This is a genomic window from Halolamina rubra, assembly GCF_000739555.1.
Classification (GTDB): domain Archaea; phylum Halobacteriota; class Halobacteria; order Halobacteriales; family Haloferacaceae; genus Halolamina; species Halolamina rubra.
Window position 1 is genome coordinate 79916 of sequence record NZ_BBJN01000030.1, and the last position, 22889, is coordinate 102804.

The 22889-nt window shown below is 69.6% G+C and carries 20 protein-coding genes and 2 pseudogenes; 15 read left to right on the forward strand and 7 right to left on the reverse strand.

The window, feature by feature from the left end:
* Nucleotides 1-45 precede the first annotated feature (45 nt).
* Complete coding sequence (locus ACP95_RS08665; RefSeq protein ID WP_049980819.1) at nucleotides 46-750, forward strand: 5-formyltetrahydrofolate cyclo-ligase; 705 nt, start codon at nucleotides 46-48, stop codon at nucleotides 748-750.
* On the opposite strand, the pseudogene ACP95_RS08670 reads toward ACP95_RS08665, so the two are convergent.
* Nucleotides 751-1127 (reverse strand): annotated as a pseudogene (locus tag ACP95_RS08670) (hypothetical protein).
* Nucleotides 1124-1572, reverse strand: a pseudogene (locus ACP95_RS08675) (DUF2240 family protein). Before ACP95_RS08675 ends, ACP95_RS08670 begins: the two co-directional pseudogenes overlap by 4 nt.
* 91 nt (nucleotides 1573-1663) lie before the next feature.
* Here ACP95_RS08675 and ACP95_RS08680 point away from each other — a divergent pair.
* Nucleotides 1664-2035: a 30S ribosomal protein S8e gene (locus ACP95_RS08680; protein ID WP_049980820.1), complete on the forward strand. Its 372-nt coding sequence runs from the start codon at nucleotides 1664-1666 to the stop codon at nucleotides 2033-2035.
* A gap of 96 nt (nucleotides 2036-2131) precedes the next feature.
* Here the strand turns inward: ACP95_RS08680 and ACP95_RS08685 are convergent, their stop codons facing one another.
* Nucleotides 2132-3133, reverse strand: a complete 1002-nt coding sequence (locus ACP95_RS08685) for a phosphate uptake regulator PhoU (protein ID WP_049980821.1) — start codon at nucleotides 3131-3133, stop codon at nucleotides 2132-2134.
* A 273-nt stretch (nucleotides 3134-3406) separates the two neighbouring features.
* Here ACP95_RS08685 and ACP95_RS08690 point away from each other — a divergent pair, with 273 nt between their 5' ends.
* The 5 genes from ACP95_RS08690 (at nucleotide 3407) to phoU (ending at nucleotide 8568) form a co-directional block, all read left to right on the forward strand.
* Complete coding sequence (locus ACP95_RS08690) at nucleotides 3407-4411, forward strand: PstS family phosphate ABC transporter substrate-binding protein (protein WP_049980822.1); 1005 nt, start codon at nucleotides 3407-3409, stop codon at nucleotides 4409-4411.
* Between the two features lie 63 nt (nucleotides 4412-4474).
* Complete coding sequence (gene pstC, locus ACP95_RS08695; protein ID WP_049980823.1) at nucleotides 4475-5464, forward strand: phosphate ABC transporter permease subunit PstC; 990 nt, start codon at nucleotides 4475-4477, stop codon at nucleotides 5462-5464.
* Nucleotides 5461-7050: a phosphate ABC transporter permease PstA gene (gene pstA / locus ACP95_RS08700; RefSeq protein WP_049980824.1), complete on the forward strand. Its 1590-nt coding sequence runs from the start codon at nucleotides 5461-5463 to the stop codon at nucleotides 7048-7050. Before pstC ends, pstA begins: the two co-directional genes overlap by 4 nt.
* The gene (pstB, locus tag ACP95_RS08705; RefSeq protein WP_049980825.1) at nucleotides 7037-7897 is read left to right on the forward strand and encodes a phosphate ABC transporter ATP-binding protein PstB; all 861 of its coding nucleotides are present in this window, start codon (nucleotides 7037-7039) and stop codon (nucleotides 7895-7897) included. Before pstA ends, pstB begins: the two co-directional genes overlap by 14 nt.
* Nucleotides 7897-8568, forward strand: coding sequence for a phosphate signaling complex protein PhoU (gene phoU, locus ACP95_RS08710; RefSeq protein WP_049980826.1), 672 nt, complete (start codon nucleotides 7897-7899; stop codon nucleotides 8566-8568). The genes pstB and phoU overlap by 1 nt, the downstream gene beginning before the upstream one ends.
* 1 nt (nucleotide 8569) lies before the next feature.
* On the opposite strand, the gene ACP95_RS08715 is transcribed toward phoU, so the two are convergent.
* The 3 genes from ACP95_RS08715 to ACP95_RS08725 are packed head-to-tail and all read right to left on the reverse strand — an operon-like array spanning nucleotide 8570 to nucleotide 13259.
* Nucleotides 8570-9406 (reverse strand): aldo/keto reductase, encoded by an 837-nt coding sequence (locus ACP95_RS08715; protein WP_049980827.1) that lies wholly within the window; start codon nucleotides 9404-9406, stop codon nucleotides 8570-8572.
* A gap of 49 nt (nucleotides 9407-9455) precedes the next feature.
* Nucleotides 9456-10979, reverse strand: coding sequence for a hypothetical protein (locus tag ACP95_RS08720; protein ID WP_049980828.1), 1524 nt, complete (start codon nucleotides 10977-10979; stop codon nucleotides 9456-9458).
* Between the two features lie 60 nt (nucleotides 10980-11039).
* Nucleotides 11040-13259 (reverse strand): CDC48 family AAA ATPase, encoded by a 2220-nt coding sequence (locus ACP95_RS08725; RefSeq protein ID WP_049980829.1) that lies wholly within the window; start codon nucleotides 13257-13259, stop codon nucleotides 11040-11042.
* A gap of 130 nt (nucleotides 13260-13389) precedes the next feature.
* Here ACP95_RS08725 and larC point away from each other — a divergent pair, with 130 nt between their 5' ends.
* Both larC and radB read left to right on the forward strand, forming a co-directional pair.
* Nucleotides 13390-14742 (forward strand): nickel pincer cofactor biosynthesis protein LarC, encoded by a 1353-nt coding sequence (gene larC / locus ACP95_RS08730; protein ID WP_049980830.1) that lies wholly within the window; start codon nucleotides 13390-13392, stop codon nucleotides 14740-14742.
* A 67-nt stretch (nucleotides 14743-14809) separates the two neighbouring features.
* Entirely contained in the window at nucleotides 14810-15508 is a 699-nt protein-coding gene (gene radB, locus ACP95_RS08735; protein ID WP_049980831.1) for a DNA repair and recombination protein RadB, read from the forward strand.
* 156 nt (nucleotides 15509-15664) lie between these two features.
* Here the strand turns inward: radB and ACP95_RS08740 are convergent, their stop codons facing one another.
* Complete coding sequence (locus tag ACP95_RS08740; protein WP_049980832.1) at nucleotides 15665-16825, reverse strand: CBS domain-containing protein; 1161 nt, start codon at nucleotides 16823-16825, stop codon at nucleotides 15665-15667.
* A 195-nt stretch (nucleotides 16826-17020) separates the two neighbouring features.
* Here ACP95_RS08740 and ACP95_RS08745 point away from each other — a divergent pair, with 195 nt between their 5' ends.
* The 6 genes from ACP95_RS08745 to ACP95_RS08770 all read left to right on the forward strand — a co-directional run bounded on the left by ACP95_RS08745 (nucleotide 17021) and on the right by ACP95_RS08770 (nucleotide 22839).
* On the forward strand, nucleotides 17021-17827 hold the full coding sequence (locus ACP95_RS08745) for an inositol monophosphatase family protein (protein WP_049980833.1): 807 nt from the start codon (nucleotides 17021-17023) through the stop codon (nucleotides 17825-17827).
* Between the two features lie 65 nt (nucleotides 17828-17892).
* Entirely contained in the window at nucleotides 17893-18342 is a 450-nt protein-coding gene (locus ACP95_RS08750; protein WP_049980834.1) for an Lrp/AsnC family transcriptional regulator, read from the forward strand.
* Nucleotides 18343-18811: 469 nt separating this feature from the next.
* On the forward strand, nucleotides 18812-19906 hold the full coding sequence (locus tag ACP95_RS08755) for a DUF63 family protein (protein WP_049980835.1): 1095 nt from the start codon (nucleotides 18812-18814) through the stop codon (nucleotides 19904-19906).
* Nucleotides 19907-20170: 264 nt separating this feature from the next.
* Nucleotides 20171-21517 carry a ribonuclease J gene (locus tag ACP95_RS08760; RefSeq protein WP_049980836.1) on the forward strand — a complete coding sequence of 449 codons (1347 nt, stop codon included), beginning with the start codon at nucleotides 20171-20173 and terminating at the stop codon, nucleotides 21515-21517.
* A gap of 2 nt (nucleotides 21518-21519) precedes the next feature.
* A complete protein-coding gene (idsA3, locus tag ACP95_RS08765) occupies nucleotides 21520-22566 on the forward strand; it encodes a geranylfarnesyl diphosphate synthase (RefSeq protein WP_049980837.1) in 1047 nt (348 codons plus the stop codon).
* 45 nt (nucleotides 22567-22611) lie between these two features.
* On the forward strand, nucleotides 22612-22839 hold the full coding sequence (locus ACP95_RS08770; protein WP_049980838.1) for a hypothetical protein: 228 nt from the start codon (nucleotides 22612-22614) through the stop codon (nucleotides 22837-22839).
* Nucleotides 22840-22889 lie beyond the last annotated feature (50 nt).

Consider the following 22889-nt stretch of genomic DNA (forward strand, 5'->3'; position numbering starts at 1 on the left):
GCGACCGTCCGGGGGGCTAAGCGACTGGCGCTCCAACGGGGCGCCATGGAGAAGCAAGCGCTCCGCGAACGCGTGTGGGACGAACTCGAGGAGAGCGGCGACGCCCGCTTCCCGTTCCCACCCCACGGCCGGATCCCCAACTTCGCCGGCGCCGAACGGGCGGCCGAACGGCTCGCGGCCACCGACGCCTGGGCGGCCGCGGACGCGATCAAGTGCAACCCCGACTCGCCGCAGCGACCAGTCCGGCGGCGGGCACTGGAGTCTGGGAAACTGCTGTACATGGCCGTCCCGCGGCTCAGCGACGAGGACTGTTTCCTGCGGCTCGACCCAGCCGAGATCGACGACATCGACCACGCGACCACCATCGGCGGCTCGTCGGCGCTCGGCGTCCCGGTCGGCCCCGAGGCGATGGCGCCGATCGACCTGATCGTCTCCGGCAGCGTCGCGGTCACCGAAGACGGCGCTCGCGTCGGCAAGGGCGAGGGGTACAGCGACCTGGAGTTCGCAATCCTGCGGGAGTTCGGGCTGGTCGACGACGACACGACGACAGCGACGACGGTGCACGAGATCCAGGTGGTCGGCGACGAGGTGCCGACGACGCCGCTGGACGTGCCGATGGATCGACTTTTCACGCCCGAGCGGTCGATCCGGACGGGCGCGCCGGCGGCGAAGCCGTCGGGGGTCGACTGGGACGCGCTCGACGACGAGCGGCTCGCGGAGATCCCGATCCTGGACCGGCTCGAACCCTGATCAGTCGGCGTCGACGGCGGCGTCGAAGGCGGGGATCACGCGCTTCACCTCCGCGCCGTCCTCGACGAACACGATCGTCCGGGGCGGCTGGCTGGCCTTGGGGCGGACGCGGAGCCCCTGCTCCTCGGCGGCGTCGGCGACCGCCGCGGGCGCGCGCGGAACTCCACGCGGACGCGGTCGGGCTGGACGTAGACGGTCGCGATCGGCTCGTCGCGCGCGGTGTTCAGCACGCGGTAGGCCAGCGCGCCCTCGGGCGTGGGCTCCACGTCGGGGTCGGCGTCGGTGACCGCGAGCGCGTCGTGGCTGGCGCCGCTCTCGAGTTCGGAGGCGAGCAGCTGGGCGATCCGGTGGCCGTCGGTGATGCGGTCGGCGCTCATTCGCCCAGCACCGAGTTGCGGGCCGCGCCCGCGGCGTCGCTCACGTCGACGCCCTCGCGGCGCGCGTACACGATGGCGGCGGCCTCGATCGTCAGCCCCAGCTCGCGCTGGAGCTCGTTGATCCCCGCGACGGCGGCCTGTTTCTCCACCCCGGCGTCGGTGACGCGGTCGAGCACCTGCTCGAAGGCGCTCTGCTCACGCAGCACGTCGCGTCGGGGGAGAACTCCTCGGGCACGTCGACGCCGTCGGGGTCGAACGTCGCGACCAGTTCGCCGTCGTCGCGATCGAGCAGCCCGCGGCCGAGCGCCACGTCGACCACGCGCTTGGCCTGGTCCGGGGAGAACCAGTCCCGGTCCAGCGAGAGCGCGACGACGAACTCGCCGTCGCCCAGTCGGTCCCGGCCCTCCTGGCGGAACGGGACGGCGACGGTGGTCCGTAAGCTCATACTCGTGTGGGGTGTGGCGCCGGGCCTAAGCGTTGCGGAGCCGCCGTCGGGAGTCGAACGCTTCAAGTGCTCGCTGGCCGTTCCCGGGAGTATGCAAGACCAGGGACCCTCTCCGCGCAAGCGAACCGGGGGCCGACGCGTCCGATCCCGAAAGAAGAAGCGCCACCAGCTGGGTAACGAGCCCACCGAGACTACCGTCGGCGAGCCGCGGTTCCGCACCGTCGACGCCCGCGGGAACGAGCGCAAGATCCGCGCGCTCTCGACGAACGTCGCGCAGGTCGCCGACGGCGAGGAGACCGTCGAGGCCGAGATCGAGGACGTGACCGAGAACCCGGCGAACGTCAACTACGTCCGGCGGAACATCATCACGAAGGGCGCGGTCATCGAGACCAGCGCCGGCACCGCCCGCGTCACCTCCCGTCCCGGCCAGTCCGGGCAGGTGAGCGCGGTCGTCGTTGAATAACGGGGCACACCGTTCTTCCGACTGTTCTGCGGTCGAGCGACTGCTACTCCGAACCGTCCGGCGTCTGTAGCGGTCCAGCCCTCACAGAGCCTCGACTTACGGCGTCGGCGCCGCCTTCTGCAGCGCCGTCTCGGCGACGTTCCCCCCGTAGTCCGCCGACCGGGAGAGCGAGTCGACGATCAGCCCGAGGAGCTGGGCCCGCGCCGGGTCGAGCTCCCGGAGGAGCTCGTCGATCCCGCGGGCGCTGCTGTCGAGCTCCTGGACGCGCTCGCGGGCGCCGTTGGCCAGCCGGATCGCCTCGTCGTTCTCCTCGGCGAACAGCGCCGCCATCGCGTCGTCGATCACGCCCGCGGCGGCGTCCTGCAGCTCCCGGAGCGACTCGGTGACCTCCTCGGGCGGCTTCCCCTCGAGCTCGCGGGAGAGGTGGGCGATCTTCGTCGCGTGGTCGGCGATCCGCTCCAGCTGTCGGGCGCTCGAGTGGTAGTCGAAGCAGACCTCGCGGGGGAGCCCCAACTCCTCGGCGGCGGTCGGGCTCCGGAGCGTCGCTCGGAAGATCCGGGAGACCACCATGTACAGGCGGTCCACGTCGTCGTCGCGCTGGATCACGTCCGCCGCGAGGTCCGCGTCGCCGGTCGCCAGCGCCTCGACGGCGTCGTCGAGCATCGACGACGCGATCAGGCGCATCCGGTCGACGGCGTTGTAGATCGACAGCTCCGAGGAGTCGAGCAGGTCCCGGACGACCACGCGGTCGGCAGTTTCCTCCAGCACCTCGAGACCGACGAGGCTCTGGGTCGCCTGCCTGACCGTCCGGCGCTGATCGGTGGTGATGCGGTCGGCCTCGAAGGAGATCACGTCGAACCCCGAGACGTACATCGTCATCACCGCCCGCCGGAGCTCCTCGCCCTCGAGCCCCGCCACGTCGAGGCTCCCCTCGGTGCGCTCGGCCTCGCTGACGGGCGTGAGGATCAGCGAGTCGCCCTCGGGGTGGAACTCGACGCGCGTGCCGGCCTCGACGTCGTTCCCGGTGGCCCACTCCTTCGGAATCGAGACAGTGAACGTCGAGCCGCCCGTCACCTGCACCTTCCGGGTCTCAACCATCGACACTACGTAGACGTGCCGCCGATGTTAAACGTTCCTCTCGACTATATACTTCGACACGTTCGCGCCGATCGAGCGGCGTGCGCGGGGTCCACGATCCGGAACTCAGCCCAGTTCGGTAGCCACGACGTGCCAACGACGGTCCAGAATCCGACCGACGTGGAGATGGTCCGGCCTCAGTTCGCGAGGGATGGCGTGCGAACTGTTTCCAAACGTTCGTCTATATAGATTTCATAGTAGTGTATTTACCCTCGAAGCTACTGGCATCCAGTGATGGCAAAACAGACCGACGGCGTCTCCCGACGAACGTTCCTGGCCGGCGCCGCCGCGACGGGTGCGGTCGCGGCTGCCGGCTGTACGAGCAACACGGGCACCGAGACCGACGGCGGGCTCTCGGGCGACATCGACATCTCGGGGAGTTCGACGGTGTTCCCGCTCTCGGTCGCGATGCGCGGGGAGTTCACCGCCGAGGACGTCCACCCGAACGTCGACATCTCGGTCAACTCCACGGGGAGCGGCGGCGGGTTCACGAACTACTTCTGTACGGGCGATACGGACTTCAACAACGCCTCCCGGCCGATCACGGGGACCGAGGAGGAGCAGTGTTCGGGCAACGACGTGACGCCGGTGGAGCTGAAAGTCGCCACCGACGCGGTCACCGTCGTCGTCAACAACGACGCGAGCTGGTTCGGCGAGGACGGCGAGGAGTGCATCACCGTCGAGCAGCTCGCGGAGATCTGGTCGGCCGAGGGGAAGCCGACGACCTGGAGCGACGTGAACGGCGACTGGCCCGACGAGGAGATCAAGCTGTACGGCCCCACCGACGCCTCCGGCACGTTCGACTACTTCCTCGAGGAGATCATCGGCGAGGAGGGCAGCCACCGCACCGACTACCAGTCGACCGAGCAGGACAACCAGATCATCAACGGCGTCGCCAACAGCGAGTACGCGATCGGCTACATGGGGTACGCCTACTACTCCGAGAACACCGACCGCGTCACCGCGCTCGGGATCGACAACGGCGACGGCTGCGTGAAGCCGACGCTCGAGACCGCGAGCGGCGGCGAGTACCAGCCGCTCTCGCGGCCGCTGTTCACCTACCCCGCGCAGTCCGCGCTGGCGGAGGAACACATCGCGGAGTTCGCCCGCTTCTGGCTCGAGAACAGCACCAGCGAGACGATCGTCGCCGACGAGGTCGGCTACGTCCCCAACACCGAGGAGGAGCGCGACGAGATGCTGGACCGACTCGAGTCGGCCATCGAGGCCGCGTCCGAGTAGTCGTCGACTCGTGAACCACACAACGAAGCGCTTTTTCGAGGTTACACCGATGAGTGATACGTTATGAGCGGGGACGGGGCGACCGAGGGGCTGACCCGCCGGACGCAGAACTCCTCGCGGGAACTGCTCGCGAAAGCGTTCTTCTTCGGCTGTGCGGCGCTCTCGGTCGCGACGACGCTGAGTATCATCGGCCTCCTCGTGTACGAGGCTGCGAAGTTCTTCACGATATCCGCGCCGCTGTTGGGGATCGAGGGCCCGACGGCGACGCTGACCGAGTTCTTCACCGGCAGCGAGTGGGGGCTCCAGGGGCCGAACCTGGGCGTCATGCCGCTGGTCGCGGTGACGCTGATGGTGACGATCGGCTCCGGGCTGATCGCCATCCCGCTGGGGGTCGCGACCGCGCTCTACCTCAGCGAGTACGCGAGCGAGCGGGCGCGGTCGTACCTCAAGCCCGCGCTGGAGATCCTGGCGGGGGTCCCCTCGATCATCTACGGCATCTTCGCGGTCGCGTACATCACGCCCGTGCTCGACGCCTTCTTCGGCGTCGACGGGCTGTTCAACGTCGCCTCGGCCTGCATCGTCGTCGGCATCATGATCCTCCCGATGGTCGCCTCCGTGAGCGAGGACGCGATGCAGGCGGTGCCCGACGACCTCCGACAGGCCGGCTACGGGATGGGCGCGACCAAGTACGACGTGTCGACCGGCGTCGTCGTCCCCGCGGCGGCGTCCGGCATCTTCTCCTCCTTTATCCTCGCGCTCTCGCGGGCCATCGGCGAGACGATGGCGGTGACGCTGGCCGGCGGCTCGCTCGCCCGCGAGTTCGACCCCACCAGCATCGCCTCCTACCTCTCGCTGTTCGACCCCGACTCCTACCTCGAACCGGGGATGACGATGACGGCGGCGATGATCCAGCTCCTGACCGGCGACGTGACCGGCGGGGGGCTGGCGTACCGCAGCCTGTTCGCGGTGGGGCTGGTGCTGTTCGTGATCACGCTCGCGATGAACGTGCTGAGTGACCTGATCGCCCGACACTACCAGGAGGACTACCAATGAGTGAAGCCTACGAGGGGTTCGGCCGCGTCAGTCGGCGGATCGGCACACTGTTCCGCGGCGTGCTGTTCGCGTCGACGCTGGCCGGCATCCTGACGCTCGCGGTGCTGCTGGTGTACGTCGCCAACGACGCGGTCCGGCCGCTGACGGCCGACCCCGGCTGGCACCTGACGTTCTTCCTCACGCTCGTCCTGCCGACGATCGGCGTCGGCTGGTGGAGCTACCAGCGGAGCTACGGCACGCTCACGACCGGGCTGCTCGGGACGGTGCTGCCGGCCGTCGCCGCGCTGTACGCCGGCGGCCTCGCGGCGCTGTTCATCGACGTCATCCCGACGCTGGTGTGGCTCTCCTTCGTCGTCGCGCTCGCGGTGCCGGCCGCCCTCGTCGTCGGCCTGGCCCGCACCGACCGCGACGTGCCGTTCCTCGCGGAGCTGGCGACAGTGCTCGCCGTCACAGTGGGCTCGCTGCTGGTGATCCCGGGGCTCGTGCAGTCACTCCCGACCGTCCCCGCCGACTGGATGGTGCTCGTGCTGACGCTGGGCATCCCCGAGGCGATCCTCCTGGGTCGCTGGATCGGCGGTCGCTGGGGCCGGCGTGACGGGTGGATCGCCGGCGTGGCGATCCTGTTCGGGAGCGCCGTCGGCGGCGTGATCGGCATGACGACCGGGCTCGGCGCGATCCCGGGCGTCGCGCTGGCGCTGTTCGCGGCGGTGCCGACGGGGCTGTACGTCGCGATCGTCGCCCGGGAGCGCCCGGAGCGCCGGATCGGCCTGCTGCTGCCCGCGGTGATCGTCGGCGGCGCGCTCGCGGGCGAACTGCTCGTCGGCGCGCTCGGCTTCGCCGGGCCGGAGTCCTGGGTCGACTGGGGGTTCCTGACCAGCACCGTCCAGCGCGGCGCCGACCCCGGCGCCGTCGGGATCTACTCGGGCGTCGTCGGCACGATCCTGCTGATGTTCGTCGTCGCCGCCATCGCGGTGCCGGCGGGCGTCGGCGCCGCGGTGTACCTCGAGGAGTACGCGCCCGACACTACCCTCACGCGGATCATCGACGTGAACATCAGCAACCTCGCGGGCGTCCCCAGCGTCGTGTACGGCCTGCTGGGGCTGGGGCTGTTCGTCCGCTACGCGGGCCAGCCGACCGGGACGCTGCTGGTCGGCGGCGCGACGCTCGCGCTGCTGGTGTTCCCGATCGTGATCATCTCCTCGCGGGAGGCGATCCGGGCGGTGCCCGACTCCGCGCGGCAGGCCTCCTACGGGATGGGGGCGACGCGCTGGCAGACCGTGAAGAACGTCGTGCTCCCCCGGGCGTTTCCGGGGATCCTCACGGGGACGATCCTCGCGCTCTCGCGGGCGATCGGCGAGACCGCGCCGCTGCTGGTGATCGGCGCCGCGCAGGTGTTCGGCGTGCCGAACTCCTGGGACTCCGCGATCGGCGCGATGCCGCTCCAGCTGTACGTCTGGGCGTCGACGTACGCGAGCCCGGCGTTCTACACCACCGTGCTCGCCGCGGGGATCGTGGTGCTGCTGACGGCGATGCTGAGCATGAACTCGATAGCCATCTACGTGCGCAACCACTATGAGCAACGCTGACCAGAGGACTGACGTGAGCGAGGGATCGAGCGGCGATGAGTACGCGGTGAGCGTCCCCGAGGGTCGGGGGCGGGATCGCGACGCCGACGGCGAGGCGTCGACGATAATCGAGAGCCGCGACCTCAGCGTCTGGTACAACGACAACCAGGCGCTGCGGTCGGTGAGCATGGAGATCCCGGAGAAGCGGGTGACCGCGATGGTCGGCCCCTCGGGCTGTGGGAAGTCCACCTACCTCCGGAGCATCAACCGGATGAACGACCTCATCGACGCCGCGCGCGTCGAGGGCGAGATGCTGTTCAACGGGAAGAACGTGTACGACGACGACGTCGACCCCGTGGCGCTCCGGCGCCGTATCGGGATGGTGTTCCAGCAGCCCAACCCGTTCCCCAAGAGCATCTACGACAACGTCGCCTACGGGCTGCGCCTGCAGGACCGCACCGAGAACCTCGACGAGAAAGTCGAGCAGGCGCTGCGAAAGGCGGCGCTGTGGGACGAGGTGAAAGACCAGCTTGACCAGTCGGGGCTGGATCTCTCCGGCGGGCAGCAGCAGCGACTCTGTATCGCCCGCGCCATCGCCGTCGACCCCGAGGTGGTGCTGATGGACGAGCCGGCGTCGGCGCTCGACCCCGTCGCGACCTCGAAGATCGAGGACCTGATCGACGAGATGGCCGAGGAGTACACGGTCGTCATCGTCACGCACAACATGCAGCAGGCGGCCCGCATCTCCGACAAGACCGCGGTGTTCCTCACCGGCGGGGAGCTGGTGGAGTTCGACGACACCGAAAAGATCTTCGAGAACCCGGAGAACGAGCGGGTCGAGGACTACATCACGGGGAAGTTCGGATAATGCCACGAGAAGACTACCAACGGAAGCTCGAATCGCTCCGCGAGGACGTGCTGTACATGGGCGAGGTCGTCGCCGAACGCCTCCGCATGGGGCTGGACGCCCTCGAACAGCAGGACGGGGAGCTCGGCCAGGAGGTGATCGAGCGCGACAGCGAGGTGAACGAGCTCTACCTCGAGCTCGAACAGGACTGCGTCGACCTGCTGGCGCTCCAGCAGCCAGTCGCGGGCGACCTGCGCTTCATCGCCTCCTCGTTCAAGATCATCACCGACCTCGAGCGCATCGCCGACCTCGCGACCAACCTCGGCGGCTACGCCAAGGAGGCCCGCTACGAGGTGTTCCCGGACGTCGACGTCCAGCGCATCGGCGACGAGACGCTGGAGATGCTCGCGATGGCGATGGCGGCCTACGAGGACGAGGACGCCGACGGCTGCTTCGCGGTCGCCGAGCGCGACGACGACCTCGACGCGCTGTGTGAGAACGCCTCCGAGATCATCGTCCGGGACTTGATCGAGAAGGAGGCCGACGACGAGGGCGAGGTCGAGGACCTGATGGCTGACGTGTCGCGGCTCCTGCTCACCGTCCGGGACCTCGAACGCGTCGGCGACCACACGGTCAACGTCGCCGCCCGCACGCTCTACATGGTCGATAACTCCGACGAGCTGATCTACTGACTCACTGGCCCAGCCGTGCGAGCTCGTCGTCGGTCAGCTCGATCCCGCTCGCGGCCACGTTTTCTCGCAGGTGGTTGACACTCGACGTGCCGGGGATCGGCAGCGTCACGTCCGAACTCCCGAGCAGCCACGCCAGCGCGATCTGGTAGCGCGAGGCGTCGTGGGCCTCGGCGACCTCGTCGACGACCGCCGCCTTCTCGTCGAGGTCGCCCGCGCCGATCGGGAAGTAGGGGATGAAGCCGATCCCGGCGGCCTCGCAGGCGTCGAGCACGTCCTGGTGCTCGCGGTTCGCGAGGTTGTACTCGTTCTGCACCGTCGCCACCTCGACGTGGTCGCGGGCGGTCTCCAACTGCTCCACGGAGACGTTGCTCAGCCCGACGTTGTCGAACAGGCCGTCGTCTTTCAGCTCCCCGAGCGCCGTCACCGACGCCTCGAAGTCGGCGTCGGGGTCCGGGCGGTGGAGCTGGTAGAGGTCGATGCTGTCCACACCGAGGCGGTCCTTCGAGGCGAGCACGGCGTTCCGGAGGTAGTCCGGGTCGCCCCGCGGGAGCCAGTCGCCGTCGGGGTTCCGGAGAATCCCACCCTTCGTGGCGATCAACGCGTCATCGAGGATTCCGGCCTCGCTGAGTAGCCGCTCGCTGGTTCCGGGGCCGTAGGAGTCGGCGGTGTCGACGAAGTCGACGCCGAGCTCGACCGCCTCGCGGGCCACGTCGCGGGCCGCTTCCTCGTCGGCGGGCGCGCCGATGATGTTCTCGCCGCAGAGCCGCATCGCCCCGAAGCCGAGTCGGTGAACGGTGTACTCGCCGATCTCGAAAGTGTCGCTCTGGTTGCTCGTCATACACGAACGGAGTGGCGGTAGCGGGATGGGTGTTGTGCTGTCGGCAGCGCTACTCCGTCCCCGACGCCGAGAGCTCGTACGCCTGGCCGTCGACCCGGACGCGGCCGGTCGACTCGTCGTGGCCGATCAGTCCGTACGTGACCCCGTCGCCGCTCCGGAGCCGCACCTCGTCGACGCCGGCCTCGAAGAACGGGAGCGTGTTCCGCAGGCCGCGGTACCACGGCCGCATCACCTGCTCGCGGATCAGCGTCTCCTCGGCGTCCTCGGCGCGGGTCACCGACAGCGTGGTGTCGTGCTCGCCGTCGCCGCCCTCCCACTCCGGCGTCGTGACCCTCACCGTGCTGCCGTCGCGGTCGGCCTCGACGCCGTCGGTCGGGACGATCTCGATCGGCTCGCCGACGAGTTCGACCATCGCCGTGCTCGACGACGACTCCGCGCCGTACCCCACGGAGACCGCGTAGCGCCCGCCGCCGAGGAAGGGGTAGGCGCGCCCCGACTCGGGCGGGAGGTCGCCGCCGCCGCGGTAGGCGTGCAGCGTCCAGGACTTCGTCCCCGCCGGCGGCACCATCCGGCACTCGGCGGTCCGGACGTACGGCCCGAGGTCGAACCACTGGCCGTCGTGGAGCTTGTACACGTACCAGTGGCCACAGCCCAGCTCCTCGCGGGTGTGGTTGACGAACTGGAACGTGATCCCCGCCGGGAGCTCGGCGCGCTCGGATTCGGGGCGGAGATACGTCCCCGAGGACGCGTCGGCGGTGTGGTACCAGCCCGCCCCGGCCTCGCCGTCGCCGCCGATCGCCGGCACCGACTCGCCCGCGAACCGGGACGCCTCGTCGGGGCCGGGCGCGCTCGTCTGCCAGACGGTGATGCTCGTGTCCTCGCCGTCGACGCCGCCGAGGAACTCGTAGACGCCGGTGGGGCGACCCGACCCCTCGGGGTGGCCGACGACGGCGTACTCGCCGCGGACGGCCTCGCCGGGGTCGAGCGTCAGCGTCTCGGGCAGCCAGCGCGTGATCTCCCCTGCGAGTCGCCAGTAGCCGTCGGCGCCGCGCTCGACCGCCGGGGGGTCGTCGACGAGGTCGTGGTTGTCTGTCGGCGCGAGCACCAGACCCCCCTCGTCGCGGAGGCCGGCGCCCATCAGTCGCTCGTGGTGCTCGCGTGGCGGTTCACTCGCGGTACGACCGAACGGCGGGAGCCAGTCGAGGTCGAACTGCTCGGGGTACCGCTCGACGTTCTGGACCGACGCGACGATCCGCGCGGGGTGGTCGGCGGTCGCCGTCGCGTCGAAGCGCATCCGGATCTCGGCGCCGCTCTCGGTGCGGTAGCGCATCGGCGAGAGCGCGTACGTCCGATCCACGGTGTCGAGCTCGACGACGCTGGCGCCGAACAGCGCGTTCCCCTCGAGTTCGACGACCGCGTCGGGCGTCGACTGCGGGGTCGGCGAGGGCGTCTCGGTCCCGGGCTCCGTCGCGGGGTCGGTTCCTGGCTCGGTCTCGGTCGGTTCGCCGGCGGCACAGCCGGCGAGCAGGGCGCTCCCGCTCGCGATCGTCGTGAGGAGGGCACGGCGTCGCATACCTTGGGCGACGGACCGGCGGCTAAAGGTCGTTGTGTAAACGAAAAGGGCCGTTTGCGCTTACTGGAAGCCGAGGCGGTTGCCCCGATCGACGTTCGCGCTGGAGCTGCCGCGGAACTCCTCCTCGACGTTCTCGTAGTAGCTCATCAGGTCGTCGGTGATCGTCGGCCGGACGGCCTCGATCGCCTGCCGGAAGTGGCGCATCTCCACCTCGTCGGCGTCGCCGCTCTCCCGGAGCGCCTCGATGGCGGCCTCCCGACAGATCGACTCCAGATCCGAGCCGACGTAGCCGTCGGTGATCTCGGCGACCTCACGCAGACTCACGTCGGGCGCGAGCGGCGTGTGCTCGGTGTGGATGTCGAGGATCTGTTCGCGGCCGGCCTGGTCGGGCGCGCCGACCATCACGAGGCGGTCGAACCGCCCCGAGCGGATCAGCGCCGGGTCGATCATGTCCGGGCGGTTCGTGGCGCCGATCACCATCACCTCGCCCATCTCCTCCAGCCCGTCGAGCTCGGTCAGGAGCTGGTTGACGACGCGCTCGGAGACGTTCGTGCCCGCCTGCTCGCCCCGGCTGGGCGCGAGCGAGTCGAGCTCGTCGAAGAAGATGATCGTCGGCGAGACCTGCCGGGCCTTCCGGAACGTCTGCCGGATCGCTTTCTCGGACTCGCCGACCCACTTCGAGAGGAGCTGGGGGCCGCGGACCGAGATGAAGTTGGCGTTGGTCTCGTTGGCGACGGCTTTCGCCATCAGCGTCTTCCCGGTGCCGGGCGGGCCGTACAGCAGCACGCCCTTCGGCGCCTCGACGCCCATGCGCTCGAACTTCTCGGGGGTGGAGAGCGGCCACTCGACGGCCTCCTGCACCTGCTGTTTGGGGTCGGTGAGCCCGCCCACGTCGTCCCACGTGATCTTCGGGAGTTCGACCAGCACCTCCCGCATCGCGCTGGGTTCGACCTCGTTGAGCGCGCCGCGGAAATCCTCCCGCTTGACGATCATGCGGTCGATCAGGCTCGGCGGCACCTCCTCCTCGTCGAGGTCGATCTCGGGGAGGTAGCGCCGCAGCGCCTTCATCGCGGCCTCCTTGCTGAGGCTCTCGATGTCGGCGCCGACGAAGCCGTGGGTCTCGGCCGCGAGGTGGTCGAGGTCGATGTCGTCCGACAGCGGCATCCCGCGGCTGTGGATCTGCAGGATCTCCTTCCGGCCGGTCTCGTCGGGGACGCCGATCTCGATCTCGCGGTCGAAGCGGCCGGGGCGACGGAGCGCGGGGTCGACGCTGTCGACGCGGTTGGTGGCACCGATGACGATCACCTGGCCGCGGGAGTCGAGCCCGTCCATCATCGTCAGCAGCTGGGCGACGACGCGGCGCTCGACCTCGCCGGTCACGTCCTCGCGCTTGGGCGCGATCGAGTCGAGCTCGTCGATGAACACGATCGCGGGGCTCTCGTCTTTGGCGTCCTCGAAGATCTCTCTGAGCTGCTGTTCGGACTCGCCGTAGTACTTCGAGATGATCTCCGGGCCCGCGATGGAGAAGAAGCTCGCGGAGGTCTCGTTGGCGACGGCTTTCGCGAGCAGCGTCTTCCCGGTGCCGGGCGGGCCGTGGAGCAACACCCCCTGGGGCGGCTCGATGCCGAGCTTCTTGAAGATCTGGGGGTGTTTCATCGGCAGTTCGACCATCTCCCGAACGCGTTGGATCTCGTCCTCGAGGCCGCCGATGTCCTCGTAGGTGATCCCGCCGCCGGTCTTGTCGAACCCGGAGATCGGCTCCTCCCGGAGCTCGACCTCGGTCTCCTCGGTGATGAGGCAGACGCCGTCGGGCTCGGTGTCGACGGCGATCAGCGGGATCGCCTGCCCGGGCGAGCGCATGAACGGGTGGTTCGTGCTCGACATCACGGGGACGATGTCGCGCTCGACCACCGGGCGCTTCAGGATCTGCCGCTTCACCATCCCGGCGGCCTCGGAGCCGAACTGCACGGAGGCCTCCTCCGGCGGCGCGAGGGTGAGCTTCTCGGCGGTCTCGGCCTCGGCCTTCCGGATGGTGACGCGCTCGCCGATGCTCACGTCGGCGTTCTGCCGCGTGAACCCGTCGATGCGCACGGTGTCGGTGTTCCAGTCCTGTCGGTCGGCGCGCCAGACCTTCGCGGCGGTGGTCTCGGCGCCCTCGATCTCGATGATGTCCCCGGGGGAGAGCTTGAGGTGGAGCAGGGTGTCGGGGTCGAGCCGAGCGATGCCACGGCCCGAGTCGTTCGGGTACGCTTTCGCGACTTCCAGTTGAACTTCGTTCATGAGTGACCCGGAGTGAGTTACGTGTACCCAAGGGGTGTCCGCGCATAAGTGTGGCGTTAGGGTGGAGTTCCCTGCACCGAACCGGCTACCGAACCGTCGCCTCTTTCTCCGCCGGCGCCCCAGCGCCGGTATGCAGACGCTCGCGTTCGACGGCCGGACCGGCGCCGCCGGCGACATGCTGCTCGGCGCCCTGCTCGCGGCGGGCGCCGACGCCTCGGCGCTCGATCGGGTCGAACAGTCGCTCCCGGTTCGGTTCGAGACCGAACGGGTGATGCGCAATGCCGTCCGCGCGACCCGGGTCCGCGTGGTTCACGAGGCCGCCGACGACGCGTCCCACGATCGCGACGGTGATCGGGCTCACTCGCACGACCACTCCCACGACCACAGCCACTCCCACGGCGACGCCGGGCACGACCACAGCCACGGCGAGGAGGGGCACAGCCACGGCGATGAGCACTCTCACGATCACGACGACGCCGAGGGCCACGGCCACACCCGAACGTACGCCGAAGTCGTCGAACTCGTCGAGTCGATGGAGCTCCCCGACGCCGTCGAGGCGGACGCGCTGGAGGCGTTCCGCATCCTCGGCGAGGCCGAGGCGTCGGTCCACGGCATGGAGCTCGAGGAGACCGGCTTCCACGAGGTCGGCACCGACGACGCCATCGCCGACGTGGTGGGCTGTATGCTCCTGCTCGACGACCTCCGGAGCCAGGGCGTCGAGCGCGTCGTCACCACGCCCCTCCGCGCGGGCGGCGGCGAGGTGACGTTCTCCCACGGCACCTACCCCGTCCCCTCGCCCGCGGTCGTCGAGATCGCCGAGCGCGCGGACTGGTCGCTGCGCGGCGGGCCGATCGAGACCGAACTGCTCACCCCCACGGGCGCGGCGATCCTCGCCGCCGTCGCCGAGGGCGTCGACAGCCTGCCCGAACTGCGCGTCGACGCCTCGGGCTACGGCGCCGGCGCGAAGGAGTTCGAGCAGCACCCGAACGTGGTGCGCGCGCTGGTCGGCGAGACCGACGGCGGCCTCACCCGGGAGGGGATCTCCGTCCTCGAGACGAACCTCGACGACGCCACCCCGGAGGTGCTGGGGAGCCTGCAGGAGACGCTCGCCGACGCCGGCGCGCGGGACGTGACCGTCGTGCCGACGACGATGAAGAAGTCCCGGCCCGGCCACCTGGTGAAGGTGATCTGCCGCCCGAACGACGCCGAGCGCGTCGCGCGGCGGCTGGCAGAGGAGACCGGCACCCTCGGCGTGCGGGAGCACGGCGCCGGCCACCGCTGGGTCGCGAACCGCGAGTTCGAGACGGCCGAGATCACGGTCGAGGGCGAGCGCTACGAGGTGTCGGTGAAGGTCGCGAGCGACGAGGACGGCGAAGTGTTCGACCGGAGCGCGGAATACGACGACGCGCTCTCGGTCGCCCGGGAGACGGGGCTGGCGGTTCGGGAGGTCGTCAGACGGGCGGAGGAAGCTGTCCGGGAGTGAGCGCGAGGCGGCCACCGTCGGCCCGACTCCCGAGCGCTTTCGTACCACCCCGCGTAAGCCACGGCCAATGAGCGACCCAGTCCCCACCGGCTGTGGACCCATCGACGACCTGCTCGGCGGCGGCTTCGAGCGCGGCACCGTCACGCAGGTGTACGGCGAACCCGCGGCGGGGAAGACCAACCTCGCGCTCGCGGCGGCGGTCGAGGCCGCCGTCGACGGCGGCCGCGCGCTGTACATCGACACCGAGGGGCTGTCGATCGACCGGTTCCGCCAGCTCGTCGACGGGAAGACCGACGGCGACGCCGACTTCGAGGAGGTCGCCTCCCGCATCGTCGTCTCCGAAGCGCACGACTTCGAGGAGCAGGCCGAGGCCGTCCGCGACGCCGCGGAGCTCGCCGACACCGCGGACCTGATCGTGCTCGACTCCGCGACTGGGTTCTACCGGCTCGAGCGCGCCGGCGACGATTCCGGCGGCGAGTCGCTGCGGAAGGTCGCCAGCCAGGTCACTCACCTCCTCTCGCTGGCCCGGAAACACGACCTGGCGGTCGTCGTCACCAACCAGGTGTTCCGCGACCCGGACGCCGACCGCACCCGGGGGCTGGGCGGCAACACGCTGGAGCACTGGACCGGCGTCGTCCTCCGGCTGGAGCGGTTCCGCGGCGGCAACCGCCGGGCCGCGCTGGAGAAACACCGGTCGAAAGCGACCGGCGAATCGGCGACGTTCCAGATCACCGAGTCCGGTCTCGGGTCGACCGAGGAGTTCTGAGCCGGCGACATGCGAATTCACCGCTGGGACGAGTAGTACTGCGAACGAGCGAAGCGAGTGAGCAGGCCAAGAGCCGACCGAAGGGAGGCTCGCAGGCTTTTGATCGAGCTTTTGCCAGGGAGGCGCCGAAGGCGCCGACCGCGGCAAAAGGTCGGTTTACAGCTCGTTCAGCTTCCGCAGCAGCTGGCCGCGGTACTCCTCGTCGGCTTTCACGCCCTTCAGTTCGAGCACGTTGCGCTCCAGGCGGTCGAGCGCGACGTGGAACGCGTGCTCGGCGCCGTACCCCTCGCCGGAGCCGGCGACCTGCCCCTGCGTGGTGCGCAGGCGGATCTGACACCGCAGCAGCGGCGTGCCGCGGAGCTTCTCCTTGTGCTGGGTGAAGCGCACGTGGGCGTGGAGCACGTTCATCTCCTGGAACTTGTCGGCGACGCTGGTGATGTCCTCGACGATGTCCTCCCGCGTGAGCACGTCCAGCAGGTTGACGTTCGTGATCTGCACGTCCATCGACTCCTCCTCCGTGTGGGTCAGCGCGCGCAGCACGTCGGTCTTGGTGATGACGCCCTCGATCTCGGCGCCGTCGGGCGTCGCCGTCACGACGAGCCCGGAGATGCCGTTCTCGAACATGATCGACACCGCCTCGTCGACGGTCTCGCCGCTGGTGATCGTCTGGACCGGGCTCGACATCAGGTCGTAGGCGGGGATGTCGAGCATCCGGTCGAGCTCGCCCCGGCGGTCGCCCTCGCCCTGTCGCTCCTCGTCGCGGACCGCGAAGTCGACGATGTCGTTGGTGGTGATGATCCCGGTGAGCTCCTCCACGTCGTTGGTGACCGGGAGCCGGGAGATGCCGTTCTCGCGCAGGCGGTTGATCGCCTTCCCGACGTGGTCGTCCTCGGTCACGGTGACGACGGACTCGGAGGCGATGTCGCCGACCGTGATCGCCGCGAGGTTCTCGTGCACCGCCCGCAGGATGTCGTCGGCGGTCACGACCCCCCAGAGGTTGTCGCCCTCGTAGACGGGCGCGATCTTCACGTCGCCCTCGACGAGCACCCGACAGACCTCGCGCACGTCGTCGTAGCGTCGCACGTTCGGCGGGCTGCCGCCGCTGCGTGAGGAGCGGACGATCGCCCCGGCCTTGGTGTCGTCCTCGACGTGGGACTGGATCAGCTGCTTCTCGCGGATGACGCCGATGCAGTCGCCGTCGTCCATCACGACGATCCCCTTGGGGTTCTCGCGGTCGAACAGCGACCGAACCTTCGCGACGCGGGTGTCGGCCTCGACCTCGACGAACTCCTTGACGGCGATATCAGAGATGTCCATAGACACGTAATCGTACCCCCGGAGATGCCTTGAAGGTTGTCGCCGCGTCCCAGCGCCCGGGCTTTTCGCTGCCGGCGCCCGCAGACGCCCGGTATCGGGCGAACGCGAGAACGCGACAGCACGCGGCCGGCGTCGACGCGCTCCACCAATCCGTACCCGAGCGTTCTTGGGGCTGGCTCCCGGATGCCGAGAACCATGCACGAACACGCAGCGACCGGCCGCGCCGCGTTGGCCCGGGCTGCCGCGGTCGCGGGCGGCGAGGTCGCCGCGGAGTGCTTCCGCACCGGCGTCGCGGTGGAGACGAAAGACGGCAAGACGGACGTGGTGACGGAGGCCGACCGCGCGGCCCAGCGGGAGGTCGAAGAGACCATCCGCGAGGAGCATCCCGAAGAGCCCATCGTCGGCGAGGAGAACGAGGCGCTGAAGGCGGTGCCGGAGGCGGGACCGGCGTGGATCGTCGACCCCATCGACGGCACCAACAGCTACGTCCGGGAGCTGACGACGTGGGCCACCGCCGTCGGCTGCGTCGTCGACGGCGAGCCAGTCGCCGCCTGTAACGTCCTGCCCGCGCTCGACGACGTGTACACCGCCGACGACGAGGCCGCCTACCGGAACGGCAGCGAGATCACCGTCTCGTCGGTCGACGACCCCGAGCGCGCCGCCGTCGTGCCGACGGTCTGGTGGCCCCGCGAACGCCGCGACGAGTACGCCCGCGCCTGCGAGGCGATCGTCTCCCGGTTCGGCGACCTCCGGCGCCCCGGCAGCGCCCAGGCCGCGCTGGCGATGGTCGCCGCCGGCGCCGTGGAGGGCGTGATCACCAACGTCCAGACGGAGCCTTGGGACACGATCTCCGGGGTCCACCTCGTGCGACAGGCCGGCGGGACGGTGACCGACCTCCGCGGCGAGCCCTGGCGTCACGACGCCCGCGGGCTGGTCGTCTCGAACGGCGAGCTCCACGACGAGATGCTGGCGGCGGCTCGGGCGATCGACCTCGATCAGTAGCTCCTCGCGGCGTCGACGCCCGCACAGTCGCAACCGCAAAGAGGCCACCCCTCTCACCTCGGGGTATGGAACTCGACGACACGGACCGGCAGATCCTCCGCATCCTGCAGGAGGACGCCCGGACCCCCTTCAGCGAGGTGGCGCGCCGGATCGACATGTCCAGCGCGACGGTCCACGACCGGGTGAACCGCATGGAGGAGGCCGGCGTCATCGAGGGGTACCACGCGAAAGTCGACGCCAAGGCGGTGGGGTACGGCGTGAGCGCGTTCGTCGGCCTCCGGACCGAACAGGGGCGCGAGGAGGAGGCGCTCGCGCATCTCGCCGGCCTCCCCGAGGTGCAGGAGGTCCACCTCACCACGGGGCAGTGGGACGTGATGGTGCGGCTGCACGCCGAGGACACCGAGGCGCTCCGGGACCTGATGTTCGACCACATCGCCGACACCGAGGGGTTCACGCGATCGCAGACGATGGTGGTGCTCGGCACCGACTACGAGGCGGACGGGCTGCCGATCTGACGGGCCAGCCGCGGAGTCAGCGGCGACGTACTCCGCCTCCGCGGAGTTGCGGTCCCGGCCGAACGCCACGATCTCGGCGTCGATCACGTCGCCCACGTCGGCGCCGTCGGGGACGCCGTCGACGAACACGACGAACCCCTCCTGCTTGCAGACCGCGACGCGCTCGCCCGAGTGGTGGGCGTTGAACTCCTTGATGCCGAGCGTGACGCGGTCCCCCACGTCGACTGGCGGCTCGCGGTCGGTCGCGTCCTCGTGGGCCTCCCGGGAGGCGGCCCGCTGGGCCTGCTCGACCCCGTCCGCTTTCCCCTTCCGGTAGGCGACGTAGACGACCAGCATCGCGAGCGCGACGCCGGCGGCGACGACCATCGGTGTCGGCGTGACCATACGGACGGTGGCGGCGGCGCGCGGGGTAACGCTACTGGTCCGGGATACCGCAACCCTGAAGCCACACGCTGTGTGCTGTTGAGGTATGTTCTCCCTCCGCGAGCGCGTCGACGAGAACCCGGCGCGAGCCTGGGCCGCGGTCGTCGGCGCGCTCCTGGCGGCGCTGATCGGGGGCTCGATCCTGTTCCCCGAGACGGTGTACGACGGCTTCGTCTGGCACTACTTCTGGGGGCCCGTGCAGGCCGACGCACACAACGCGGTCTGTGCGGTCCGGCCCGGGAGCACGGTCGAGTACCTCTACAGCACGTCGGCGTGCCAGGGGGCCGCCGAACCCGTCGCCGAGCCCGGCTACACGGTCGTCAGCGAGATCGGTTACATCGTCTCGCTGCTGATCACGATCACCGGCGTCGTGCTGCTGCTCGACTACCTCGACATCGGCGAGGACCGCGGGCTGTTCTGGGCGATGGTGCCGTTCATGCTGCTCGGCGGCGCGCTCCGGACCGTCGAGGACGCCCACAACGCGATCGGCGACAGCTGGTTCGACTACCCGCTGAACACGCTGCTGATCAGCCCGATCATCTACGTCACCGTGTTCGTGATCGCGCTGGCCAGCATCCTCCTGGCCCTGTGGCTCGCCCGCCGTGGGATCGTCGACGACTACGTGCGCCCGCTGGCGGCGATGGGGAGCGTCGCGTTCCTGCTCTCGATCGCGTACCTCTCGATGCTCGCGGTGACCGAGTCCCGGGTGACGTTCTACCCGCTGGTGCTGGTCGCGATGGTCGGGCTCTCCGCGGCCGCCGCCGCCGGGACGTGGTACGCGATCGAGGCGTTCGCCCCCGAGATCAACGAGGGCACCGGGCTGGCCGGCGCGATGGTGCTCGTCGCCCACGCCGTCGACGGCGCCGCGAACGTGATCGGGCTCGACTACCTGATGGCGCTGGGCGTGCCGTACAACCTGACGCCGAAACACCCCGCCAACCGGTTCATCGTCGACTTCTTCGGCGCCGCGTGGCCGTTCCTCGTGGTGAAGATGGCGGCGGCGACGTTCCTGATCTGGGTGTTCGAGCCCGAGCTCGTCGAGGAGACGCCGCGGTACACGACGCTGCTGTTGATCGCCGTGAGCGCTGTGGGCCTCGGCCCCGGGTCGCGCGACCTGCTGCGCTCGGTGTTCGGGGTCTGAAGCCTCGATCGGACGGTTCGCCGGCGTCGACGGCGCCGACGCGGTGGCGTCGACGGCGCGCCGCCGACCGCCGACCGTCGACCCGCGCCATTTTTACCCCCTGGCCCAGAAAGGCAGGTAAGAACATCCCGCGGGTAAACGCCGACGCGGCGTTGCGGGGATCGGTGACCGACGCGCTGTAAGACGCCGGGGTCCACGACCCCCGAACTCGCGGCTGTTTCAGTACGCACACCGCCACGAACGTGGCTTTGAGTGCATCCAACCATGGAAGTCGAAATCGCAACAATCGGCGGCTACGAAGAGGTCGGTAGACAGTGTACCGCGGTCCGCGCGGGCCAGGACGTGGTCATCTTCGACATGGGCCTGAACCTGAGTAAGGTCCTGATCCACGACAACGTCGAGACCGAGCAGATGCACAGCCTCGACCTGATCGACATGGGCGCGATCCCGGACGATCGCGTCATGTCCGAGATCGAGGGCGACGTGCAGGCCATCGTGCCCACGCACGGCCACCTCGACCACATCGGCGCCATCTCGAAGCTGGCCCACCGCTACGACGCGCCCGTCGTCGGCGCGCCGTTCACCATCGAACTGGTGAAACAGCAGGTCCAGAGCGAGTCCAAGTTCCAGGTCGACAACGACCTGATCAAGATGGAGGCCGGCGAGACGATGCAGATCGGCGACGAGACCGAGATGGAGTTCGTCAACGTCACCCACTCCATCATCGACGCGATCAACCCGGTCCTCCACACGCCGGAAGGCGCCGTGGTGTACGGGCTGGACAAGCGCATGGACCACACGCCCGTCATCGGCGACCCGATCGACATGGATCGGTTCCGCGAGATCGGTCGCGAGGGCGAGGGCGTGCTCGCCTACATCGAGGACTGTACCAACGCCTCGAAGAAGGGCCGGACGCCCTCCGAGCGCGTCGCCCGCGAGCACCTGCGTGACGTGATGATGAGCCTGGAGGACTACGACGGCGGCATCGTCGCAACCACCTTCTCCAGCCACATCGCCCGCGTGAAGAGCCTCGTCGAGTTCGCCGAGGAGATCGGCCGCGAGCCGGTGCTGCTCGGTCGCTCGATGGAGAAGTACTCCGGCACGGCCGAGCGCCTCGGCTTCGTCGACTTCCCGGACGACCTCGGGATGTACGGCCACCGCAAGTCCGTCGACCGCACGTTCAAGCGGATCATGAAGGAGGGGAAGGAGAACTACCTCCCGATCGTCACCGGCCACCAGGGCGAGCCCCGCGCGATGCTCACCCGGATGGGCCGCGGCGAGACCCCCTACGACATCGAGGACGGCGACAAGGTCATCTTCAGCGCCCGGGTCATCCCGGAGCCGACCAACGAGGGCCAGCGCTACCAGTCCGAGCAGCTGCTCCGGATGCAGGGCGCGCACATCTACGACGACATCCACGTCTCCGGCCACCTGAGCCAGGAGGGCCACTACCAGATGCTCGAGGCGCTCCAGCCCGAGAACGTGATCCCGGCCCACCAGAACCTGGAGAACCTCGCGAAGTACGTCGACCTCTGCGAGACGGAGGGGTACAACCTGGGCGAGGACGTCCACCTCTCCCGGAACGGCAACGTCATCCAGCTGACGGAGTAACGATGAACGAGGACGCGACGGTCGAACGGCTGCTCGCCGCGGTGGAACAGCGCCGCGAGCGGGTCAACGACGCGATCACCGAGGAGCTCCCGATCCGGGAGCCCGAGCGGCTGTACGAGGCGTCCCGCTACCTCCTCGACGCCGGCGGGAAGCGCCTCCGGCCGACGGTGTGTCTGCTGGTCGGCGAGGCGCTCGCCGACGTGGAGCCAGGGGCCGCCGACTACCGCGAGTTCCCCGCGCTGTACGACGGCGAGGTCGACCTGCTGCGGGCCGCCGTCAGCATCGAGGTGATCCAGTCGTTCACGCTGATCCACGACGACATCATGGACGACGACGACCTCCGGCGCGGCGTGCCGGCGGTCCACCGCGAGTACGACGAGTCGACGGCGATCCTCGCCGGCGACACGCTGTACGCGAAGGCGTTCGAGTTCATGACCGACACGGGGAGCCGGCCCGAACTCTCCGTCGCGGCCACGAACCGACTCGCGCGGACCTGTACGGAGATCTGCGAGGGGCAGGCGCTCGACGTGGAGTTCGAGAACCGCTCGGGCGTGCTGCCCGACGAGTATCTCCGGATGGTCGAGCTCAAGACGGCGGTGCTGTACGGCGCCTCCGCGGCCATCCCCGCCATCCTGCTCGGCGCCGACGACGAGACCGTCGAGGCGCTGCGGCAGTACGGGGTCGACTCCGGGCGCGCCTTCCAGATCCAGGACGACGTGCTCGACCTCACGGTGCCGAGCGAGGAGCTGGGGAAGCAGCGCGGCTCCGACCTCGTCGGCGAGAAGGAGACGCTGATCACGCTCCACGCGCGCCAGCAGGGCGTCGACGTGGACAACCTCGTCGACGCCGAGACGGCCGACGAGCTCACCGAGGCGGAGGTCGCCGACGCCGTGGCGACGCTCGAGGAGGCGGGCAGCATCGAGTACGCCCGCTCGAAAGCCGAAGAGCTGACCGCCCGCTCGAAGGAGCATCTCGACGTGCTCCCCGACAACGAGGCGAGCCACCTGCTCGCGGAGCTGGCGGACTACCTGATCAACCGGGGCTACTGAGCCCCGAGCCGCATCCGTTTTTACGACACCCCGGCGACGGCGCGTATGGAGTCGACCGCCAGCGACCGCCGCCGCCGTTCAGTCCGCCAACTGCTGTTCGTGATCGCCGGCGCCCACACCGGGGCGTTCGCCGGGTCGGTGCTCCCCACGACGTTCGGGCTCTCCGGCGACATCGCCAGCGGGCTCACGGTGTTCGTGCTGTTCGCGCTCCCGTTCGTTATCGACGCCAAGTGGGAGTACGTCGACCCGCTGTTCGAGCGCCTCATGCGGTAAGCCCGCCCGCGATGGACACCCTCAAGCCGCGGGGTCCACCACACGGAGAC

What these genes read in the sequence shown, in the direction of transcription:
- ACP95_RS08755 (WP_049980835.1), top strand. Translation starts at nt 18,812, where the DNA reads ATGTTCTCCCTCCGCGAGCGCGTCGACGAGAACCCGGCGCGAGCCTGG.
- radB (WP_049980831.1), top strand. Translation starts at nt 14,810, where the DNA reads ATGAGCGACCCAGTCCCCACCGGCTGTGGACCCATCGACGACCTGCTC.
- ACP95_RS08685 (WP_049980821.1), bottom strand. Translation starts at nt 3,133, where the DNA reads ATGGTTGAGACCCGGAAGGTGCAGGTGACGGGCGGCTCGACGTTCACT.
- ACP95_RS08740 (WP_049980832.1), bottom strand. Translation starts at nt 16,825, where the DNA reads ATGGACATCTCTGATATCGCCGTCAAGGAGTTCGTCGAGGTCGAGGCC.
- ACP95_RS08725 (WP_049980829.1), bottom strand. Translation starts at nt 13,259, where the DNA reads ATGAACGAAGTTCAACTGGAAGTCGCGAAAGCGTACCCGAACGACTCG.
- ACP95_RS08680 (WP_049980820.1), top strand. Translation starts at nt 1,664, where the DNA reads ATGCAAGACCAGGGACCCTCTCCGCGCAAGCGAACCGGGGGCCGACGC.
- ACP95_RS08745 (WP_049980833.1), top strand. Translation starts at nt 17,021, where the DNA reads ATGCACGAACACGCAGCGACCGGCCGCGCCGCGTTGGCCCGGGCTGCC.
- larC (WP_049980830.1), top strand. Translation starts at nt 13,390, where the DNA reads ATGCAGACGCTCGCGTTCGACGGCCGGACCGGCGCCGCCGGCGACATG.
- ACP95_RS08770 (WP_049980838.1), top strand. Translation starts at nt 22,612, where the DNA reads ATGGAGTCGACCGCCAGCGACCGCCGCCGCCGTTCAGTCCGCCAACTG.
- idsA3 (WP_049980837.1), top strand. Translation starts at nt 21,520, where the DNA reads ATGAACGAGGACGCGACGGTCGAACGGCTGCTCGCCGCGGTGGAACAG.
- pstC (WP_049980823.1), top strand. Translation starts at nt 4,475, where the DNA reads ATGAGCGGGGACGGGGCGACCGAGGGGCTGACCCGCCGGACGCAGAAC.
- pstA (WP_049980824.1), top strand. Translation starts at nt 5,461, where the DNA reads ATGAGTGAAGCCTACGAGGGGTTCGGCCGCGTCAGTCGGCGGATCGGC.
- ACP95_RS08760 (WP_049980836.1), top strand. Translation starts at nt 20,171, where the DNA reads ATGGAAGTCGAAATCGCAACAATCGGCGGCTACGAAGAGGTCGGTAGA.
- ACP95_RS08720 (WP_049980828.1), bottom strand. Translation starts at nt 10,979, where the DNA reads ATGCGACGCCGTGCCCTCCTCACGACGATCGCGAGCGGGAGCGCCCTG.
- ACP95_RS08715 (WP_049980827.1), bottom strand. Translation starts at nt 9,406, where the DNA reads ATGACGAGCAACCAGAGCGACACTTTCGAGATCGGCGAGTACACCGTT.
- ACP95_RS08690 (WP_049980822.1), top strand. Translation starts at nt 3,407, where the DNA reads ATGGCAAAACAGACCGACGGCGTCTCCCGACGAACGTTCCTGGCCGGC.
- phoU (WP_049980826.1), top strand. Translation starts at nt 7,897, where the DNA reads ATGCCACGAGAAGACTACCAACGGAAGCTCGAATCGCTCCGCGAGGAC.
- ACP95_RS08750 (WP_049980834.1), top strand. Translation starts at nt 17,893, where the DNA reads ATGGAACTCGACGACACGGACCGGCAGATCCTCCGCATCCTGCAGGAG.
- pstB (WP_049980825.1), top strand. Translation starts at nt 7,037, where the DNA reads ATGAGCAACGCTGACCAGAGGACTGACGTGAGCGAGGGATCGAGCGGC.
- ACP95_RS08665 (WP_049980819.1), top strand. Translation starts at nt 46, where the DNA reads ATGGAGAAGCAAGCGCTCCGCGAACGCGTGTGGGACGAACTCGAGGAG.